This is a genomic window from Klebsiella sp. RC2, from assembly GCF_014192815.1.
Taxonomy (GTDB): Bacteria; Pseudomonadota; Gammaproteobacteria; order Enterobacterales; family Enterobacteriaceae; genus Klebsiella; species Klebsiella variicola.
This window is the reverse complement of sequence record NZ_JACHYL010000007.1, coordinates 353,529-372,646: the sequence shown is the minus strand read 5'-3', so window position 1 is coordinate 372,646 and position 19,118 is coordinate 353,529. Positions and strand designations below refer to the sequence as shown.

The following is a 19,118-nucleotide window of genomic DNA, read 5'->3' as shown; positions in this document are numbered from 1 at the left end:
CAGAAGTGAAACGCCGTAGCGCCGATGGTAGTGTGGGGTCTCCCCATGTGAGAGTAGGGAACTGCCAGGCATCAAACAAGTGAAGAGCCCATCCTGACGGATGGGCTTTTTGCGTTTCTGTGGACCGGGCAGCGTGCCGGCATGTCTCCCCGGTGGCGCTGTGCTTACCGGGGCTACGGATTCGCACCCGCCCTGCACGACCTGTAGCCCGGACAAGGTGCGCAGCACCGCCTCCGGGGAGGTCCCTGTCTAAGGGTCAGCAGTTGCGACGTCAATCTTAGTCTGCTTCAGCCTGCTGCTCATGTATCAAATTCAATAACGGATACGGTTGCCCCAGATCGTCCGTCTCAGAACGCCCTGTCACGCTAAAACCCATCCTCTGATAAAACCCGACCGCTTGTTCATTCTGCTCATTCACATTCGTCGTCAGCTTTGGCGTTAACGACAGGGCATGCTCAATCAGCAATTTCCCCACGCCACAGCCGCGGACATCCGGATCGACGAACAGCGCATCCATATGCTCTCCGGTAAGCAGCATAAAGGCGATCGGCTGGTCCTGGGTGTTAGCCGCCACCCACAGCGGAGCCTCCGGTAAAAATGCGCGTACCATCTCCTCCAGCTCCTTTCGATACGCTTTTGACAGAAAATCGTGCGTGGCGTCGACCGACCGACACCATATCGCAATCAGTTTATCCCCTTCATCTGGCCGGGAACGGCGGATGCTAATAACCATAGTTTCTCCTTTTCTTCATTCTTATATTCTAACTCAATGCGCGCCGTGAAATTTTCTCACCGTGAACATGCAGACTCGACATTCACCCGATTCCTGGTTATCTTCAGCTATCTGGATGTCTAAACGTTTATACGTATGCTATGAGGTAATACAGTTATGCCAATTCGGGTGCAGGACGAGCTACCAGCCGTCAGTTTCTTGCGCAATGAAAACGTCTTTGTGATGACGACAACACGTGCAACGACTCAGGAAATTCGCCCCCTGAAGGTGTTAATCCTCAACCTGATGCCGAAGAAAATCGAGACGGAAAATCAGTTCCTGCGTCTGCTATCGAACTCTCCGCTGCAAGTGGACATCCAGTTGTTGCGTATTGATGCGCGTGAGTCGCGTAATACGCCGGCGGAGCATCTGAATAACTTTTACTGCAATTTCGATGAGATCTGCGATCAGAACTTTGATGGCCTGATTGTCACCGGTGCCCCCTTAGGCCTGGTTGAGTTTAACGATGTTGCTTACTGGCCACAGATCAAACAGGTGCTGGAGTGGGCGAAGGATCACGTCACCTCCACGTTGTTCGTCTGTTGGGCGGTTCAGGCCGCGCTGAATATTCTGTACGGCATTCCGAAGCAGACCCGCGCCGAAAAGATTTCTGGCGTTTATGAACACCATATTCTGCATCCACACGCCTTACTGACCCGCGGTTTCGACGACTCTTTCCTGGCCCCGCACTCACGCTATGCTGATTTTCCGGCGGGACTTATCCGCGACTACACCGATCTCGAGATCCTCGCGGAGACGGAAGAGGGCGATGCGTATTTGTTTGCCAGCAAAGATAAGCGCATCGCCTTTGTTACCGGCCACCCGGAGTACGATGCCAATACCCTGGCAAGCGAATATTTCCGCGATGTGGAAGCCGGTTTGAATCCAGAGGTTCCTTACAACTATTTTCCGCAAAACGACCCGCAGAACAAACCGCGCGCCACCTGGCGGAGCCACGGCAATCTGCTGTTTGCTAACTGGCTTAACTATTATGTCTACCAGATTACACCATACGATCTGCGCCATATGAATCCTACACTGGAGTAATACTCTACACGAAACGATCCTAAAGCGTTTCAGCACTTTGCCTCTGGCACCTTCGGGTGCCTTTTTTATTTCCGAAATTCACTTCATGCTCAATGATAACTTTAATTCCATTGTTATCAATATGTTAACTATATTTTAAAATTAAAATGGAAATTGTTTTTGATTTTGAAAATTAATTGAGTAGTCTTAATTGTGCTGAGCGAAAACTACACAACGATCTCTCGCTCGCTTCCAGCGGATCAACCAAGAGGAACAGCACAATGACGCAGCAGGCGACAATCACCGATGAACTGGCCTTTAGTCAGCCCTATGGCGAGCAGGAGAAGCAGATCTTAACGCCTGAGGCGGTAGAATTTCTGACGGAACTGGTGAGCCGCTTTGCGCCGGCGCGTAATAAGCTACTGGCCGCGCGTCAGCAGCAGCAGCAGGCCATTGATCAAGGTGTACTTCCTGACTTTATTTCGGAAACCGCTTCCATTAGAAATGGAAACTGGACCATCCGCGGTATCCCGGCGGATTTGCAGGATCGCCGTGTTGAAATCACCGGTCCCGTTGAACGCAAAATGGTCATTAACGCGATGAATGCCAACGTCAAAGTCTTTATGGCGGACTTTGAGGATTCGCTGGCGCCTGACTGGCGTAAAGTCATTGATGGCCAAATTAACCTGCGTGATGCCGTGAACGGGACTATTAGCTACACCAACGAGGCCGGCAAAATCTACCAGCTGCAGCCCAATCCCGCTGTGCTGGTATGCCGTGTGCGCGGCCTGCACCTGCCGGAAAAGCACGTCACCTGGCGTAATGAGGCCATCCCCGGCAGTCTGTTCGATTTTGCGCTCTATTTTTTTCATAACTACCAGGCGCTGCTGGCGAAGGGGAGCGGTCCCTACTTCTATCTGCCAAAAACCCAGGCCTGGCAGGAGGCGGCATGGTGGAACGATGTCTTTAGCTTTACGGAAGATCGCTTTGACCTGCCGCGCGGCACCATCAAGGCCACGCTGCTGATTGAGACGCTGCCAGCGGTGTTCCAGATGGATGAGATCCTGCATGCGCTGCGCGACCATATTGTTGGCCTGAACTGCGGCCGTTGGGACTACATCTTCAGCTATATCAAAACGCTGAAAAACCATCCGGACCGCGTGTTGCCTGACCGTCAGGTGGTGACGATGGATAAACCGTTCCTCAGCGCCTACTCACGGTTGTTGATTAAGACCTGCCACAAACGCGGTGCGTTTGCGATGGGCGGCATGGCGGCGTTTATCCCGAGCAAAGATGCCGAACGTAACCGTCAGGTGCTGAGCAAAGTCACCGCCGATAAAGAGCTGGAGGCGAACAATGGTCACGATGGCACCTGGATTGCCCACCCGGGGCTGGCGGATACCGCTATGGCGGTGTTTAACCGCGTACTGGGCGATAAGCCGAATCAGCTCTCGGTCACCCGGAGCGCGGATGCGCCAATTACCGCCGAACAGCTGCTGGCCCCCTGCGAGGGCGAGCGCACGGAAGCCGGGATGCGCGCCAACATTCGCGTGGCGGTGCAGTACATCGAAGCCTGGATCTCCGGCAACGGTTGCGTCCCGATTTATGGCCTGATGGAAGACGCCGCGACGGCCGAGATCTCGCGCACCTCTATCTGGCAGTGGATCCATCATCAGAAAACCCTGAACGACGGCACCCCGGTCACGAAGGCGCTGTTCCGCCAGTGGCTGGCGGAAGAGCTGATGGTGATTCAGGAGGAGCTGGGAGAGCACCGTTTCAGCCACGGCCGCTTTGACGATGCGGCGCGACTGATGGAGCAGATCACCACCTCCGACGAGCTAATTGATTTTCTGACATTACCGGGCTACCGCCTGCTGGCCTGATCGCCAGATGGTGTGGTTCGCCATTTAGTCCTTCACCAATGCGCCTGGGGAGCCAGGAAATTATATGGAGCATCTGCACATGAAAACCCGTACCCAACAAATCGAAGAATTAAATAAAGAGTGGACGAACCCGCGCTGGGAAGGCATTACCCGCCCGTACAGCGCGGAAGAGGTGGTGAAGTTACGCGGCTCGGTGAATCCGGAATGCACGCTGGCGCAGCTTGGCGCGGCGAAAATGTGGCGTCTGCTGCACGGTGAGGCGAAAAAAGGGTACGTCAACAGTCTCGGCGCGCTGACCGGCGGCCAGGCCTTGCAGCAGGCGAAGGCGGGTATCGAAGCCATTTATCTCTCCGGCTGGCAGGTGGCGGCGGATGCTAACCTGGCGTCCAGCATGTATCCGGATCAATCGCTGTATCCGGCCAACTCGGTACCGGCGGTGGTGGATCGGATCAACAACACTTTCCGTCGTGCCGATCAGATCCAGTGGTCGGTCGGGATTGAACCGAACGATCCGCGTTATATCGACTACTTCCTGCCGATCGTGGCGGATGCGGAGGCCGGTTTTGGCGGCGTCCTTAACGCCTTTGAGCTGATGAAATCGATGATTGAAGCCGGTGCAGCGGCGGTTCACTTCGAAGATCAGCTGGCGTCAGTGAAGAAGTGCGGTCATATGGGCGGTAAAGTGCTGGTCCCGACCCAGGAGGCGATTCAGAAGCTGGTGGCGGCGCGTCTGGCAGCCGACGTGATGGGGGTCCCGACGCTGGTGATCGCCCGTACCGATGCCGATGCGGCCGATTTAATTACCTCTGACTGCGATCCGTACGATCGTGAGTTTATTACCGGGGATCGCACCAGCGAAGGGTTCTTCCGCACCCACGCCGGGATCGAGCAGGCGATCAGTCGCGGGCTGGCTTATGCGCCGTATGCGGATCTGGTGTGGTGCGAAACGTCGAAACCGGATCTTGAGCAGGCGCGCCGCTTTGCTGAGGCTATCCATGCGCGTTTCCCGGGCAAATTGCTGGCCTATAACTGCTCACCGTCGTTTAACTGGAAGAAAAATCTCGACGATAAAACCATCGCCAGCTTCCAGCAGCAGCTGTCGGACATGGGATACAAATACCAGTTTATTACCCTCGCCGGGATCCACAGCATGTGGTTCAACATGTTCGACCTCGCCCATGCCTACGCTCAGGGTGAGGGGATGCGCCACTATGTTGAGAAAGTGCAGCAGCCGGAATTCGCTGCCGCGCCGGAAGGCTATAGCTTCGTCTCGCACCAGCAGGAGGTGGGCACTGGCTACTTCGACAAAGTCACTACCATTATCCAGGGCGGCGCCTCATCGGTGACGGCGCTGACCGGCTCGACCGAAGAAGATCAGTTTTGAGCCATGCCCGGCGGCGCGACGCTGACCGGGCCTGGGAAGGGATGCAGGCCGGATAAGCGAGCGCGCCATCCGGCATGACGTGGTGCCGGATGGGGGAAAGCGATGACGCGTGGCCTGGAACTACTGATTGCCCAAACCATTTTACAGGGATTCGACGCCCAGTACGGGCGTTTCCTGGAGGTGACCTCCGGCGCGCAGCAGCGCTTTGAACAGGCTGACTGGCACGCCGTACAGCAGGCGATGAAGCAGCGTATCCATCTCTACGATCACCACGTTGGCCTGGTGGTAGAGCAGCTGCGCTGCATTACCGAAGGGAAAAGTACCGACGTCGATTTTCTTCTGCGGGTGAAACAGCAGTACACCCAACTGTTGCCGGATTACCCTCGCTTTGAAATTGCCGAGAGCTTTTTCAATTCGGTCTACTGCCGACTGTTTGACCACCGCTCGCTGACCCCCGAGCGGCTCTTTATTTTCAGTTCGCAGCCCGAGCGTCCCTTTCGCACCCTACCGCGACCGCTGGCGAAAGATTTCTTTCCGGAACGCGGCTGGTCCCACCTGCTGGGCAAAGTACTGTCCGATTTGCCGTTGCGGCTGCCGTGGCAGAACAAAGCGCGGGATATCGGCTATATCATTGCCAGTCTGCAGGAGGCGCTGGGGGAGGAACTGCTCGCCACCTGTCATCTGCAGGTCGCCAATGAGCTGTTCTACCGGAATAAAGCCGCCTGGCTGGTGGGCAAACTGGTCATGCCGATGGCGACGCTGCCTTTTTTGCTGCCGATCCACCGCAGCGATGAGGGTGAGCTGTTTGTTGACACCTGCCTGACCACCCATGCCGAAGCAAGCATCGTTTTTGGCTTCGCGCGTTCCTATTTTATGGTTTATGCGCCGTTGCCCGGCGCTCTGGTGGAATGGCTGCGTGAGATCCTGCCGGGCAAAACGACGGCCGAGCTGTACATGGCGATTGGCTGTCAGAAGCACGCCAAAACCGAAAGCTATCGCGAATATTTACACTACATTACTCGCTGCGATGAGCAGTTTATTGAAGCGCCGGGCATTCGCGGGATGGTGATGCTGGTGTTTACCCTGCCGGGGTTTGACCGGGTGTTTAAGGTGATCAAAGACCGCTTCGCGCCGCAGAAAGAGGTGACCGCCGCCCACGTGCGCGCCTGCTATCAGCTGGTAAAGGAGCATGACCGCGTCGGGCGGATGGCGGATACCCAGGAGTTTGAAAATTTCGTGCTGGATAAACGGCAAATCGCGCCGGCGCTGCTGGCGCTGTTGCAGGCGGAAGCGGGGAACAAACTTACCGATCTCGGCGACCGCATCGTCATCAGTCATCTGTATATTGAACGGCGAATGGTGCCGCTCAACCTGTGGCTGGAGCAGGTTAACGGCCAGGCATTGCGTGATGCGGTAGAAGAGTATGGCAATGCTATCCGCCAGCTGGCCGCCGCCAACATCTTTCCCGGCGATATGCTGTTTAAAAACTTCGGTGTCACCCGCCATGGCCGGGTGGTGTTCTACGACTATGACGAAATTTGCTATATGACAGAGGTGAATTTCCGCCAGATCCCGCCGCCGCGCTATCCGGAAGATGAGCTGGCCAGCGAGCCGTGGTACAGCGTTTCGCCGGGGGATGTGTTTCCGGAGGAGTTCCGCCACTGGCTGTGCGCCGACCCGCGCGTTGGGCCGCTGTTTGAGGAGATGCATGCCGACCTGCTGCGCGCGGACTACTGGCGCGAGCTGCAGACGCGGATTAAAAACGGCCATGTGGAAGATGTTTACGCCTACCGGCGCAAGCAGCGTTTTAGCGTGCGCTATGGCGCTGACAGTAGGCCGGATAAGGTGTTTACGCCGCCATCCGGCAGGGTGCGCCGATCTGCCTGATGGCGCTACGCTTATCAGGCCTACTTAAAATGCCCCAGTGGGGCATTTTTTTATTTAACCCCGCCATACGCCAGCGTCACTTCCTTCGCCGCTTTGATCACCAGCGCGCCCAGCTCGGTCACCCGGTCATCGGTCATGCGTGAAATCGGCCCGGAGATGGAGATTGCCGCGAACGGTTCGCGATGTTCATCATAAATGCAGGCGGCGACGCAGCGCAGGCCGAGCGCGTGCTCCTCGTCATCGAAAGAGTAGCCCCGTTTGCGGGTCTGCGCTAAATCTTCCTTCAGATGCAGCGGCGAGACCAGCGTGGCATGCGTATAGGCATGCAGCCCTTTACGGTGCAGCAGGCTGGTGACCTGCTCTTCGCTTAATTGCGAGAGAAACGCCTTCCCGGCGCCGGAGGCGTGCATCGGCAGTTTACCGCCGATCGGCGCCGACATACGCATCAGCTGGGTGCACTGCACCTGGTCGATAATGATCGCCTGGTGGTCGCTCTGGTCAAGCACCGCCAGATTCACCGTTTCACCGGAATCTTCCATCAGCTGGCGCAGGATCGGGTGGACAATCGCCAGCAGATTGCGGCTTTGCAGAAAGCTGCTGCCGACCACGAAGGCATGCGCCCCGACGGCCCAGTGGCCCAGCTCGCCCACCTGGCGGACGAAGCCCAGCTGCTGCATGGTGGTCAGCAGGCGGTGGGTGGTGGAGTTGGGCAGACCCGCCTGCTGCGCCAGCTCGGTTAGCGCGACGCTGCTGTGAGACTCGGCAATCCATTCGAGCAATTTCAGGCCGCGGGTCAGCGACTGAACCTGACCGCCAGCCTGCTGGGCGGTGGCAGCCGCGGGTTTTCTGCCGCGTTTCGCGGGAACGGGGGTAGTGGCCATCGCGGACTCCTTTTTCTGTATCGTGGAAATGATTTTCGTTTTATTTGGCGATAATGCAATCACAACCGGACTCATCGGAGGAGTGAAGCTGAACATGTCTCATATTGCCTGTTGTTGTCTTTTCCGCTCCGGTGGTTTATGCCAGTATGGTTTGTTGGCTATTTGGCCTGAGTTGAGCGTTGTCGGGAGCAAGTGTGAGCAGCAAAGTTGAGCAACTGCATCAGCAGTTAAAAGAACGTATTCTGGTTCTGGATGGGGGCATGGGCACCATGATCCAGGGCTATCGTCTGAGTGAGCAGGACTTTCGCGGTGAGCGCTTTGCTGACTGGCCGTGCGACCTGAAAGGCAACAACGACCTGCTGGTGCTCAGCAAGCCCGAGGTGATCCGCGAGATCCACGACGCCTACTTCGAGGCCGGTGCGGATATCATTGAGACCAACACCTTTAACTCGACGACCATCGCGATGGCGGATTACCAGATGGAATCCCTGTCGGCCGAGATCAACTTTGCCGCGGCGAAGCTGGCCCGCGCCAGCGCCGACGCCTGGACGGCCCGCACGCCGGAAAAACCGCGCTACGTCGCGGGCGTGCTTGGCCCGACCAACCGTACCGCCTCTATTTCGCCTGATGTGAACGATCCGGCGTTCCGTAATATTACCTTTGACCAGCTGGTGGCCGCCTATCGCGAATCCACCCGGGCGCTGGTGGAAGGTGGCGTGGATCTGATCCTGATTGAAACGGTATTTGATACTCTGAACGCCAAAGCGGCCATCTATGCGGTGAAAGAGGAGCTGGAGGCGCTGGGCGTTGACCTGCCGCTGATGATCTCCGGCACCATCACCGATGCGTCCGGCCGCACGCTTTCCGGACAGACCACCGAAGCCTTTTATAACTCGCTGCGTCACGCCGAAGCCTTATCGTTTGGTCTGAACTGCGCCCTCGGGCCGGACGAACTGCGGCAGTATGTCCAGGAGCTGTCGCGCATCGCCGAATGCTACGTCACGGCGCACCCGAACGCCGGTCTGCCCAACGCCTTCGGTGAATACGATCTGGATGCCGACACCATGGCGACGCAAATTCGCGAATGGGCGGAAGCCGGTTTCCTCAATATCGTCGGCGGCTGCTGCGGTACGACCCCGGAGCATATTGCCGCTATGAGCCGGGCGGTGGCCGGTTTACCGCCGCGCCAGTTGCCGGAACTGCCGGTGGCCTGCCGCCTCGCCGGCCTGGAGCCGCTGAACATCGGCGACGACAGCCTGTTCGTTAACGTCGGCGAACGTACCAACGTCACCGGCTCGGCGAAATTTAAGCGCTTGATCAAAGAAGAGAAGTACAGCGAAGCGCTGGACGTTGCCCGTCAGCAGGTCGAAAGCGGCGCGCAGATTATCGATATCAACATGGATGAGGGGATGCTCGACGCGGAAGCGGCGATGGTGCGCTTCCTCAACCTGATTGCCGGCGAGCCGGACATTGCCCGCGTGCCGATCATGATCGACTCCTCCAAGTGGGAAGTCATTGAAAAGGGTCTGAAATGCATTCAGGGCAAAGGCATTGTTAACTCGATTTCGATGAAAGAGGGCGTCGAACCCTTTATCCACCATGCGAAGCTGGTTCGCCGCTATGGCGCCGCGGTAGTGGTGATGGCCTTTGACGAAGTCGGCCAGGCCGACACCCGCGAACGCAAAATTGAGATTTGCCGTCGCGCTTACAAAATTCTTACCGAAGAGGTCGGCTTCCCGCCAGAAGATATCATCTTTGACCCCAATATATTTGCGGTAGCGACCGGTATCGAAGAGCACAACAACTATGCGCAGGACTTTATCGGCGCCTGTGAAGACATTAAGCGCGAGCTGCCGCATGCGCTGATCTCCGGCGGCGTCTCCAACGTGTCTTTCTCGTTCCGCGGTAATGACCCGGTACGTGAGGCGATCCACGCCGTGTTCCTCTACTATGCGATCCGTAACGGCATGGATATGGGGATCGTCAACGCCGGCCAGCTGGCGATTTACGACGATCTGCCGGGCGAGCTGCGCGACGCGGTCGAAGATGTGATCCTTAACCGCCGCGATGACAGTACCGAACGGTTACTTGAGCTGGCGGAAAAATATCGCGGCAGCAAAGCGGACGACGGCGCGAATGCTCAGCAGGCGGAATGGCGCAGCTGGGACGTGAAAAAGCGTCTCGAATATTCGCTGGTGAAGGGCATTACCGAATTTATCGAACAGGACACCGAAGAGGCGCGTCAGCAGGCTGCCCGCCCGATTGAGGTGATTGAAGGGCCGCTGATGGACGGCATGAACGTGGTCGGCGACCTGTTCGGCGAAGGTAAAATGTTCCTGCCGCAGGTGGTGAAATCCGCTCGCGTGATGAAACAGGCGGTGGCCTACCTCGAACCTTATATCGAAGCCAGCAAAGAACAGGGCTCCAGTAACGGCAAAATGGTGATTGCCACCGTAAAAGGCGACGTTCACGACATCGGTAAAAACATTGTCGGCGTGGTGCTGCAGTGCAATAACTACGAAATTATCGATCTTGGCGTGATGGTCCCGGCGGATAAAATTCTCAAAACCGCCAAAGAGGTCAATGCGGATCTGATCGGCCTTTCCGGGCTGATTACTCCGTCACTGGACGAGATGGTTAACGTGGCGAAAGAGATGGAGCGCCAGGGCTTTACCATCCCGCTGCTGATCGGTGGCGCGACTACCTCGAAAGCGCATACGGCGGTGAAAATCGAGCAGAACTACAGTGGCCCGACCGTTTACGTACAGAACGCCTCGCGCACCGTCGGGGTGGTGGCTGCGCTGCTCTCGGATACGCAGCGCGATGATTTTGTCGCCCGCACGCGTAAAGAGTATGAGACCGTGCGTATCCAGCATGGGCGTAAAAAACCGCGCACGCCGCCGGTGACCCTGGCCGCCGCGCGGGAAAACGATCTGGCCTTCGACTGGGAGAGCTACACGCCGCCGGTGGCCCATCGCCTGGGGGTACAGGAGGTGGAAGCGAGCATCGAGACGCTGCGCAACTACATCGACTGGACGCCGTTCTTCATGACCTGGTCGCTGGCGGGTAAATACCCGCGGATTCTGGAAGATGAAGTGGTGGGCGAAGAGGCACAGCGCCTGTTCAAAGACGCCAACGATTTGTTAGATAAACTCAGCGCAGAGAAAACCCTGAACCCGCGCGGCGTGGTCGGGTTGTTCCCGGCCAACCGCGTGGGCGACGATATTGAAATTTATCGCGATGAAACCCGCACCCACGTGCTGACGGTGAGCCATCATCTGCGTCAGCAGACGGAAAAGGTCGGCTTCGCGAACTACTGCCTCGCCGATTTTGTCGCGCCGAAGCTGAGCGGCAAGGCGGACTACATCGGCGCCTTTGCCGTGACCGGCGGCCTGGAAGAGGACGCGCTGGCGGACGCCTATGAAGCGCAGCATGATGACTATAACAAGATCATGATCAAGGCCATCGCCGATCGTCTGGCGGAAGCCTTCGCCGAATATCTGCACGAGAAAGTGCGTAAGGTGTACTGGGGGTATGCGGCCAATGAGAACCTCAGCAATGAGGAACTTATTCGCGAGAATTACCAGGGGATCCGTCCGGCGCCGGGGTATCCGGCCTGTCCGGAGCACACCGAAAAAGGCACCATCTGGCAGCTGCTGGACGTCGAAGCCCATACCGGTATGAAGCTCACCGAATCGTTCGCCATGTGGCCGGGCGCCTCGGTTTCCGGCTGGTATTTCAGCCATCCGGACAGCAAGTACTTCGCCGTGGCGCAGATCCAGCGCGACCAGGTCGAAGACTACGCGCTGCGTAAAGGGATGACCCCGGCGGAAGTCGAGCGCTGGTTAGCGCCTAATCTGGGCTATGATGCCGACTAAATCGTCACCTTTCCTTACAACAAACAAGGCGCTCTGTGAGCGCCTTGTCTCTTTATTGAGGTTAACCCCTTATACTGAGAGAGGTTCCTGATCTTCGGAAAACCTATAATGATAAGGAGAAGCTGATTCCGTGTTAACTCTGCTACACCTGTTGTCCGCGGTTGCTCTGCTGGTGTGGGGCACGCATATTGTGCGTACCGGGGTGATGCGCGTCTATGGCGCTCGCCTGCGTACCGTTCTCAGTAGCAGCGTAGAGAAAAAGCCGCTCGCCTTCTGCGCGGGTCTTGGCGTCACTGCGCTGGTGCAAAGCAGCAATGCCACCACCATGCTGGTGACCTCGTTTGTCGCCCAGGATCTGGTGGGCCTGACGCCAGCGCTGGTAATGGTGCTGGGGGCCGACGTCGGGACGGCGCTGATGGCGAGGGTGCTGACCTTCGACCTGTCGTGGCTATCGCCGCTACTCATTTTTATCGGGGTGATCTTCTTCCTTGGCCGCAAGCAAACCCGCGCCGGGCAGCTGGGGCGAGTGGGGATTGGTCTGGGGCTGATCCTGCTGGCCCTGGAGCTGATTGTGCAGGCCGTGAACCCCATCACCCAGGCCAACGGCGTGCAGGTGATTTTCGCCTCGCTGACCGGCGATATCATGCTGGATGCCTTAATTGGCGCCGTATTCGCGATCATCAGCTACTCCAGCCTGGCGGCGGTGCTGCTGACGGCGACGCTGACCGCGGCGGGAGCAATCTCCTTCCCGGTGGCGCTGTGCCTGGTAATTGGCGCCAACCTGGGCTCCGGGCTGTTGGCGATGCTCAACAACAGCGCGGCAAACGCGGCGGCGCGCCGCGTGGCGCTGGGTAGCCTGCTGTTTAAGCTGGTGGGGAGCCTGATTATTCTGCCATTTGTCCATCCGCTGGCCGCGGCGATGCACAAGCTGCCGTTGGCGGAGTCTGAGCTGGTTATCTACTTCCACGTCTTTTATAACCTGCTGCGCTGCATCGCGATGGTGCCCTTTGCCGGACCGATGGCGAAGCTGTGCCAGCGTATGATCCGCGATGAGCCCGAGCTGGATAACCAGCTGAAACCCAAGCATCTTGACCCGTCGGCGCTGGATACGCCAGCGCTGGCGCTGGCCAATGCCGCGCGCGAGACGCTGCGCATTGGAGATGCGATGGAGCAGATGCTGGGGAGCCTGCATAAAGTGATGCATGGCGAACCGCGTCAGGAGAAAGAGCTACGTCGTATGGCGGACGATATCAACGTGCTCTACACCGCCATTAAGCTCTATCTGGCGCGAATGCCAAAGGATGAGCTGGCGGAGGAGGAGTCCCGGCGCTGGGCGGAAATCATTGAGATGTCGCTAAACCTCGAGCAGGCGTCCGATATCGTCGAGCGGATGGGCAGCGAGATCGCCGATAAATCGCTGGCGGCGCGGCGCGCCTTCTCGGTGGAAGGGTTAAAGGAGCTGGATGCGCTGTACGATCTGCTGCTCAGCAATCTGCAGCTGGCGATGTCGGTCTTCTTCTCCAGCGATGTACCCAGCGCCCGCCGTCTGCGGCGCAGCAAACACCGGTTCCGCATTCTTAACCGCCGTTACTCGCATGCGCACGTTGACCGTCTGCATCAGCAGAACGTGCAGAGTATCGAAACCAGTACGTTGCACCTGGCGCTGTTGGGGGATATGAAGCGTCTGAACAGCCTGTTCTGCTCGGTGGCCTACAGCGTGATGGAGCAGCCGGATGAAGACGACGAACGAGATGACTACTGAGACGGATTATTTTTCCGTTTATGTCGCTTCTTTTCTGGCGAGGTAGCCCTCCCGGGACGTGGCTGACGCCTTCCCGGGAGGGACATCCTAGCTTCTGGCAAACGCCGAGGCCTCTGCCACCAGCGCGCTATCCGGCCGTACGCCGGTATAAAGGGCAAACTGCTCGACGGCTTGCAGGGCAATAACTTCCGCACCGCTGATGGTCTGCTTACCCCGTTGCTGCGCCAGGCGGATCAGCGGAGTTTCCGCCGGCAACGCGACCACGTCAAACACGACGCTGGCCTGGGCCACCATGGCCTCGCTGAACGCCAGCGTGTTGCTTTCCGCTCCCCCCGCCATACCCAGCGGTGTGACATTGACCAGAATCTCGGCTGCGATCCCTTCGGGCAGGGGCTGCCACTGAAAGCCATACTGTTTTGCCAGCGCCAGGCCGCGCTGGCGATTGCGGGCCGCAATGATCACGTCGCGGAAACCGGCATCACGGAAGGCGGCAATGACGGCTTTCCCCATGCCGCCGCTACCCTGAATCATCACTCTGGCGTTGGTATCGAGCCGATGGCTGGCGATCAGGCTTTTGACCGCGATGTAATCGGTGTTCAGCCCGGTTAACTTCCCGTCGTCATTGACGATGGTGTTGACGGAGTCGATGACTTTTGCTGACGGGTCGACCGCGTCAAGAAACGGTATGCAGCTCTCTTTAAACGGCATGGAGACCGCACAGCCGCGGATACCCAATGCGCGAACCCCTTTTACCGCCGCCTCAATATCCGTTGTCGTAAAGGCTTTGTAGAGGTAGTTCAACCCCAGCTTGTCATACAGATAGTTATGAAAGCGGGTGCCGAAGTTGCCGGGGCGACCCGCCAGAGAGATGCACAACAGCGTATCGCGGTTAATCATGCGTAATATCCTCCGCGTGGGCCAGCAGATACGCTTCAGCCTCCTGGGACCAGATCCCATGGTGACGCGCCACAATCGCTGCCAGTTCGGGATCGGCGATCTCGCCCAGCGGCGTGAGCGGGAAGGCTTTTCCGGTATACACCAGCTTTTTTCCCCCACCGACGGCAGGCAGATCGAGGGTGGTTTCACCCGCGGCGTTCAGGCCGAGAATATGGGTGACCACTTTCGCCGTCTGGACCTTTTTCGCCTGCATTAGCGCCACCGCGGCGCGCATATCGTCAGTATTACCGCCGGAGGTGCCGACGTAGTGGGTAAAGGCGTAGTGCACGTCGTAGAAGTTGATCGGGGCGCTGAATTGCTTATCCTGGGGGCCAGCAAAGAAATTCAGGCAGCCGTCCGGAGCCAGCAACGAGGAGGCCAGGGTGATCAGCTGTTCGTTTGGCACAAACACGAAGATATCGTCGAAGCCATGGCCGCCGCTGAGCGCCAGCAGCGTATCGCGACTGGCCTCATGGCCGTCGAGGTAGTGGATCAGCGTCTGCGGCTCAGAGGGGTAATGACGGCGGGCGTAGCTGAGCTTCGGCTTATTGGTATCGGTCACTACCAGTAGTGAAGGATTGATGGGGCCGTGCAGCGCATAGTCGATAGCCAGCAGCCCCATCGGCCCCGTCCCGCCCAGGATCAGAGTGCGTCCCTGAGGACGGATCCCCATCACGTGGTTGTAACTCCCCTCCTGCAGATGATAATTGGCGTTGAAAGCGCCAATGACGCAGGAGAGCGGCTCCACCAGCGATCCTTCAAACCAGGTATCCCCCTCCCAGGTGAGCAGGCAATCCTGCGCCATCACCTCATTGGGGATCACCACATGGGTGGCTTCGCCACCGATCCATGGGAATGAGTAGCCGGGGCAGTCGGGTCGGTCGGGCAACTGCAGGTTGGCCTGGATCACGTAGCGCTGCCCTGGCTGAAACTTATGCTGCCACTTTTTACCGACGGCAAGGATTTCGCCGCAGAATTCATGACCGATAATAATGGGCCTGGTGGCCACATCATCTGGCACCTTTTTATGATCGGCACCCTGATTGGCCTCTTTCCATGAGGAAAGACACAGGCTGTCCGTGACCACCCGGGCGAGGATCTCATCGTCCTGCATCGCCGGGAGGGTAAAGGTTTCCAGGCGCAGGTCTCGTTTGCCATACAGGCGCAGGGCCGTTGTTGTTTGCATAAACCACCTCATCCCCTTCATCTTTCGGGGCTATGTTGTTGACGTCACCCCGGCATCGCCGGGGCGGAATAATCAGGACAGAAAGCCGAGGGCGTTGCCGATAATGCCTAAGCCGAAAAGGGCGAAAATCAGCCAGACCGGATTCACTTTCTTGTTCAGCAGACGCACCATCAGTAGCGTCAGGCCCAGCGCCAGCAGGCCGGGGCAGAGCTGATCGAGGATGTTCTGGACGGTCATCGTGACGGTGGCGCCGTCTGCACCGGGCGTTTGGGACACCACCAGCGGCACATTGATGGTGGTCCATTTGGTCACCAGCACCCCCATGACAAACAGGCCGAGAATGGAGGCGCCTTCGGTCAGCTTCTGCAGCAGATTGCCGCCCATATCGCTGACGATATTGACCCCTTTACGGAAGCCCAGTTGCAGGCCGTACCACTTCATTGCCAGCCGCACCGCATTGAAAATAAAGAAAAATAACAAAGGTCCCAGAATATTGCCGGAGAGGGCCAGCGAGGCGCCAAGGGCCGCGGTAATCGGCCGCAGCGTGCCCCAGACCAGCGGGTCGCCGACGCCGGCCAGCGGGCCCATCAGACCCACTTTGATGCCGTTGATAGCGCCATCGTCAATGGCCGCGCCGTTAGCCCGGGCCTCCTCCATGGCGGCGGTGACGCCGATCACCGGGCCACACACCGCCGGCGTGGTATTAAAGAACACCAGATGACGCTTCAGCGCCGCGACCTGATCGGCTTTGAGCGGATACAGGCGTTTGATCGCCGGGATCATGTCGTAGCAAAACCCCAGGCCATGAATACGTTCGAAGTTAAAGGAGGCCTGCTGGAGGTTGGAGCGGAGAAACATGCTCACCAGGTCGCCTTGCGTGATTTTTTTCTGTTCCATTTTCGGCTCCATTAGTCGTCAAGCTGGTCAAGGGCGGGGGCAGAGGGGGCAGTGGAGGCGGCGGGTTCAGCCTTACGCCACTGTGGATTGAGCTGGATGTAGATCAGCGCGATGATGACGCCCACGCCGCCGAAGGCCAGCAGGCTGAAGTCGAGATAACCCCCGGCGAGAAAACCGAGGAAAAAGAAGGGCATCAGGTACTTCACGCCCATCATTCGCAGCACCATCGCGTAGCCCACGACGACAATGAAACCACCGGCAATCTGCAGGCCGCGGGTGACGAATTCCGGGATCGCGCTGAGCATACTGCTGACCATGTCCGCGCTAACGAACAGCGAGACCACCAGCGCCGGGATTGCCACGCGCAGTGCCTGCACCCCCAGCGCGGAGACATGCAGCAGGTCGATGGTGCGAAAGCGCGCCTCCTCGGCCGCTTTGTCCGCGGCGTGCTGGAACACCACGGTAATGGTACGGGCGAAAACGGTCAGCACCTGCCCGGCGGCGGCCACCGGCAGAGCAATGGCGATACCGGTGGCAATGCTCTGGTGGCCCACAATCACCAGAATGGCGGAGATAATGCTGGCCAGCGCCGAATCTGGCGACTGCGCTGCCCCCACGTTCATCCAGCCGAGGGCGATCAGCTCCAGCGTACCGCCGAGCATAACCCCGGTTTTTAAATCGCCCAGGATGAGGCCAATCACGGTACAGGCGATAAGGGGCCGATGGGTCTGAAATTCATCCAGCACGCTGCCCATTCCGGCAATACAGGAAAAAATAAATATGGCTATTATCTGTAGGGTACTAATTTCCATAATTTTTGACCTTTAAGGTGTGAGTCATCCTGCCTGCTACGGCATATCACAACAGGCGCTATTTTTTATTCGCAGAAAGCTGTTTCGTTAATTTTGTCGAGAATATTGACTGACGGATCTGATGCGACCACGCGTAAATCGAGTTTTACGCCCAGTTTATCGAGTTCACGGAATGCCTGAATATCCTGCGGATCCAAAGAAACGGCTTTGGTTAGCTGTTTTTTACCGGGTCGCCAGGCCATGCCACCAATATTTAACGTGGCGATCTGCACGCCCTGGCGCACCATCGTTAAAACATCGTGTGGATTGGTAAATAAATAAAAGACGGTCTCGTCCTGATATTGCGGGTTATGATAGACCGCAACCGCTTTTTCCAGACTGACAACGTTTACCTTCATGCCTGGCGGAGCCGCCTGGCGCAACAGGGTCCGGCGAACCTCATCGTTAAATACATCGTCATTGCAGATAATTATCCGCTGGGCGTTGGCGACTTTTGACCACACGGTGGTGACCTGGCCATGAATCAGTCGGTCATCAATACGGGCGAGGGTAATTTGCATCAGAACTCCTCCTCAACGGTTTCTGGCTGCTGCCAGACCACACAGCACTGACTGGCGATGGCCTGCAGATGCTGGCATAAGTCATCGGCGCTCAGGGTATGCTGGTTATCCACCAGCTCGAGCGCCAGCGGCAGCGACAGGCCGCTAATCACCCGGATCTGCGGGTGACGCATTGCCAGCCCGGCTGCGGCATTCCATGGGCTTCCGCACTGCAAATCTACCGCGATTACCCACTCCTCATCGGTGTGGGCGCTTACTAACTTTTCCAGGTTAATGGCGATATCCGCCGCGTTTTCGCCGGGGACAAACGCGACGGCGCTGACGTTAACCTCGCCGTAGACCATGCATACCGAATCAAGCATGGCCCCGGCCAGCTGGCCGTGGGCGCAGAAGATAGCGTGAACCATACTGCCTCCTTAACCGCGCGTTTTTCCGCCGGCAATGTTAGTGGTGACTCCGGTGATGTAGCTGGCGCGCGCTGACAAGAGATAGCAAACAAAATCAGCCACTTCCGAGAGCTTTCCTGCCCGCCCGATGGGAATGGCGTTTTTGGTATATCCCTCGCGAAGTTGCTCGACGGTGATATTGCGCGTCCAGGCCAGCGCCTCTTCATATTCCGGTGTCCGCAGACCGGTTTTTTCGAGGATCCCCGGCGCAACGCCGACCACGCGGATCCCATATTTACCCAATTCTTTGGACCAGGAGCGGGTAAAGCTGTTGAGCGCGGCCTTGGTCGCGGCGTAGCAGCTTTGACCTTCAGAGCCTTCCAGGCCGCTCTCCGAAGAGACATTGACAATCACACCGGCGCGCTGTTTGACCATTTGACGCGCCACCGCCTGCGACATGAAAAACACCCCTTTCTGGTTGATATTGACCATTTTTTCAAAAGCGGCTTCGTTTAATTCATAGCGGCCGGCCGGTGCTTTTTCGTCGACTAATAAACGCGGGAAATTCACGCCAGCGTTATTGACCAAACCATCAATACGCGACCAGCGCTGAATAATGGCATCGATAGTCTGTTGCACCTCTGTCGCGCTGGAAATATCCGTCGGCCAGAAGTGATAATTATCGCCATTGTGATGACGATCGCCGCCATGAATATCAATCATCTGGACATGAGCACCTTGTGATAATAATTCATCGACAATGGCCAGCCCAATTCCCGAGGCGCCGCCGGTCACGATAATGACGTTATCTTTTAAATTTAACCAGGTATTCATTATTCACTCCCATTTCTTTAGATAAAGGGATCCC

15 protein-coding genes are annotated in these 19,118 nt (G+C 57.6%); 6 read left to right on the top strand and 9 right to left on the bottom strand.

Features of this window, described 5'->3' with window-relative positions; all coding sequences use genetic code 11:
- Positions 1-277 precede the first annotated feature (277 nt).
- Entirely contained in the window at positions 278-733 is a 456-nt protein-coding gene (locus FHW76_RS21830; protein WP_117105928.1) for an acetyltransferase, read from the bottom strand.
- A gap of 156 nt (positions 734-889) precedes the next feature.
- Between FHW76_RS21830 and metA the strand changes: the two genes are divergently transcribed.
- The 4 genes from metA to aceK all read left to right on the top strand — a co-directional run bounded on the left by metA (position 890) and on the right by aceK (position 6,952).
- A complete protein-coding gene (gene metA / locus FHW76_RS21825) occupies positions 890-1,819 on the top strand; it encodes a homoserine O-succinyltransferase (RefSeq protein WP_008807331.1) in 930 nt (309 codons plus the stop codon).
- A 260-nt stretch (positions 1,820-2,079) separates the two neighbouring features.
- Positions 2,080-3,681 (top strand): malate synthase A, encoded by a 1,602-nt coding sequence (gene aceB / locus FHW76_RS21820; RefSeq protein ID WP_008807330.1) that lies wholly within the window; start codon positions 2,080-2,082, stop codon positions 3,679-3,681.
- A gap of 79 nt (positions 3,682-3,760) precedes the next feature.
- Positions 3,761-5,065, top strand: coding sequence for an isocitrate lyase (aceA, locus tag FHW76_RS21815; protein WP_032701149.1), 1,305 nt, complete (start codon positions 3,761-3,763; stop codon positions 5,063-5,065).
- Positions 5,066-5,167: 102 nt separating this feature from the next.
- Positions 5,168-6,952, top strand: coding sequence for a bifunctional isocitrate dehydrogenase kinase/phosphatase (aceK, locus tag FHW76_RS21810; protein ID WP_012969170.1), 1,785 nt, complete (start codon positions 5,168-5,170; stop codon positions 6,950-6,952).
- A 50-nt stretch (positions 6,953-7,002) separates the two neighbouring features.
- On the opposite strand, the gene iclR is transcribed toward aceK, so the two are convergent.
- Positions 7,003-7,833: a glyoxylate bypass operon transcriptional repressor IclR gene (iclR, locus tag FHW76_RS21805; RefSeq protein ID WP_004206826.1), complete on the bottom strand. Its 831-nt coding sequence runs from the start codon at positions 7,831-7,833 to the stop codon at positions 7,003-7,005.
- Positions 7,834-8,027: 194 nt separating this feature from the next.
- On the opposite strand from iclR, the gene metH reads away from it, so the two are divergent.
- Together metH and FHW76_RS21795 are read left to right on the top strand one after the other, a co-directional pair.
- Positions 8,028-11,711 (top strand): methionine synthase, encoded by a 3,684-nt coding sequence (gene metH / locus FHW76_RS21800; RefSeq protein ID WP_023296890.1) that lies wholly within the window; start codon positions 8,028-8,030, stop codon positions 11,709-11,711.
- 130 nt (positions 11,712-11,841) lie between these two features.
- Positions 11,842-13,473, top strand: a complete 1,632-nt coding sequence (locus FHW76_RS21795) for a Na/Pi cotransporter family protein (protein ID WP_008807325.1) — start codon at positions 11,842-11,844, stop codon at positions 13,471-13,473.
- An 87-nt stretch (positions 13,474-13,560) separates the two neighbouring features.
- Here FHW76_RS21795 and FHW76_RS21790 read toward each other — a convergent pair whose 3' ends face one another.
- The 7 genes from FHW76_RS21790 to FHW76_RS21760 all read right to left on the bottom strand — a co-directional run bounded on the left by FHW76_RS21790 (position 13,561) and on the right by FHW76_RS21760 (position 19,084).
- Positions 13,561-14,370, bottom strand: a complete 810-nt coding sequence (locus tag FHW76_RS21790; protein WP_022065226.1) for a shikimate 5-dehydrogenase — start codon at positions 14,368-14,370, stop codon at positions 13,561-13,563.
- Positions 14,363-15,595 carry an L-sorbose 1-phosphate reductase gene (sorE, locus tag FHW76_RS21785; protein ID WP_008807323.1) on the bottom strand — a complete coding sequence of 411 codons (1,233 nt, stop codon included), beginning with the start codon at positions 15,593-15,595 and terminating at the stop codon, positions 14,363-14,365. Before sorE ends, FHW76_RS21790 begins: the two co-directional genes overlap by 8 nt.
- Positions 15,596-15,667: 72 nt before the next feature.
- Complete coding sequence (locus tag FHW76_RS21780; RefSeq protein ID WP_002884590.1) at positions 15,668-16,492, bottom strand: PTS system mannose/fructose/sorbose family transporter subunit IID; 825 nt, start codon at positions 16,490-16,492, stop codon at positions 15,668-15,670.
- 11 nt (positions 16,493-16,503) lie between these two features.
- Positions 16,504-17,304, bottom strand: coding sequence for a PTS mannose/fructose/sorbose transporter subunit IIC (locus FHW76_RS21775; RefSeq protein WP_002884608.1), 801 nt, complete (start codon positions 17,302-17,304; stop codon positions 16,504-16,506).
- Positions 17,305-17,369: 65 nt separating this feature from the next.
- Complete coding sequence (locus FHW76_RS21770; protein WP_004151751.1) at positions 17,370-17,864, bottom strand: mannose/fructose/sorbose PTS transporter subunit IIB; 495 nt, start codon at positions 17,862-17,864, stop codon at positions 17,370-17,372.
- Positions 17,864-18,271: a PTS sugar transporter subunit IIA gene (locus FHW76_RS21765; protein WP_002884611.1), complete on the bottom strand. Its 408-nt coding sequence runs from the start codon at positions 18,269-18,271 to the stop codon at positions 17,864-17,866. Before FHW76_RS21765 ends, FHW76_RS21770 begins: the two co-directional genes overlap by 1 nt.
- A 9-nt stretch (positions 18,272-18,280) precedes the next feature.
- Positions 18,281-19,084 (bottom strand): SDR family oxidoreductase, encoded by an 804-nt coding sequence (locus tag FHW76_RS21760; RefSeq protein ID WP_002884614.1) that lies wholly within the window; start codon positions 19,082-19,084, stop codon positions 18,281-18,283.
- Positions 19,085-19,118 lie beyond the last annotated feature (34 nt).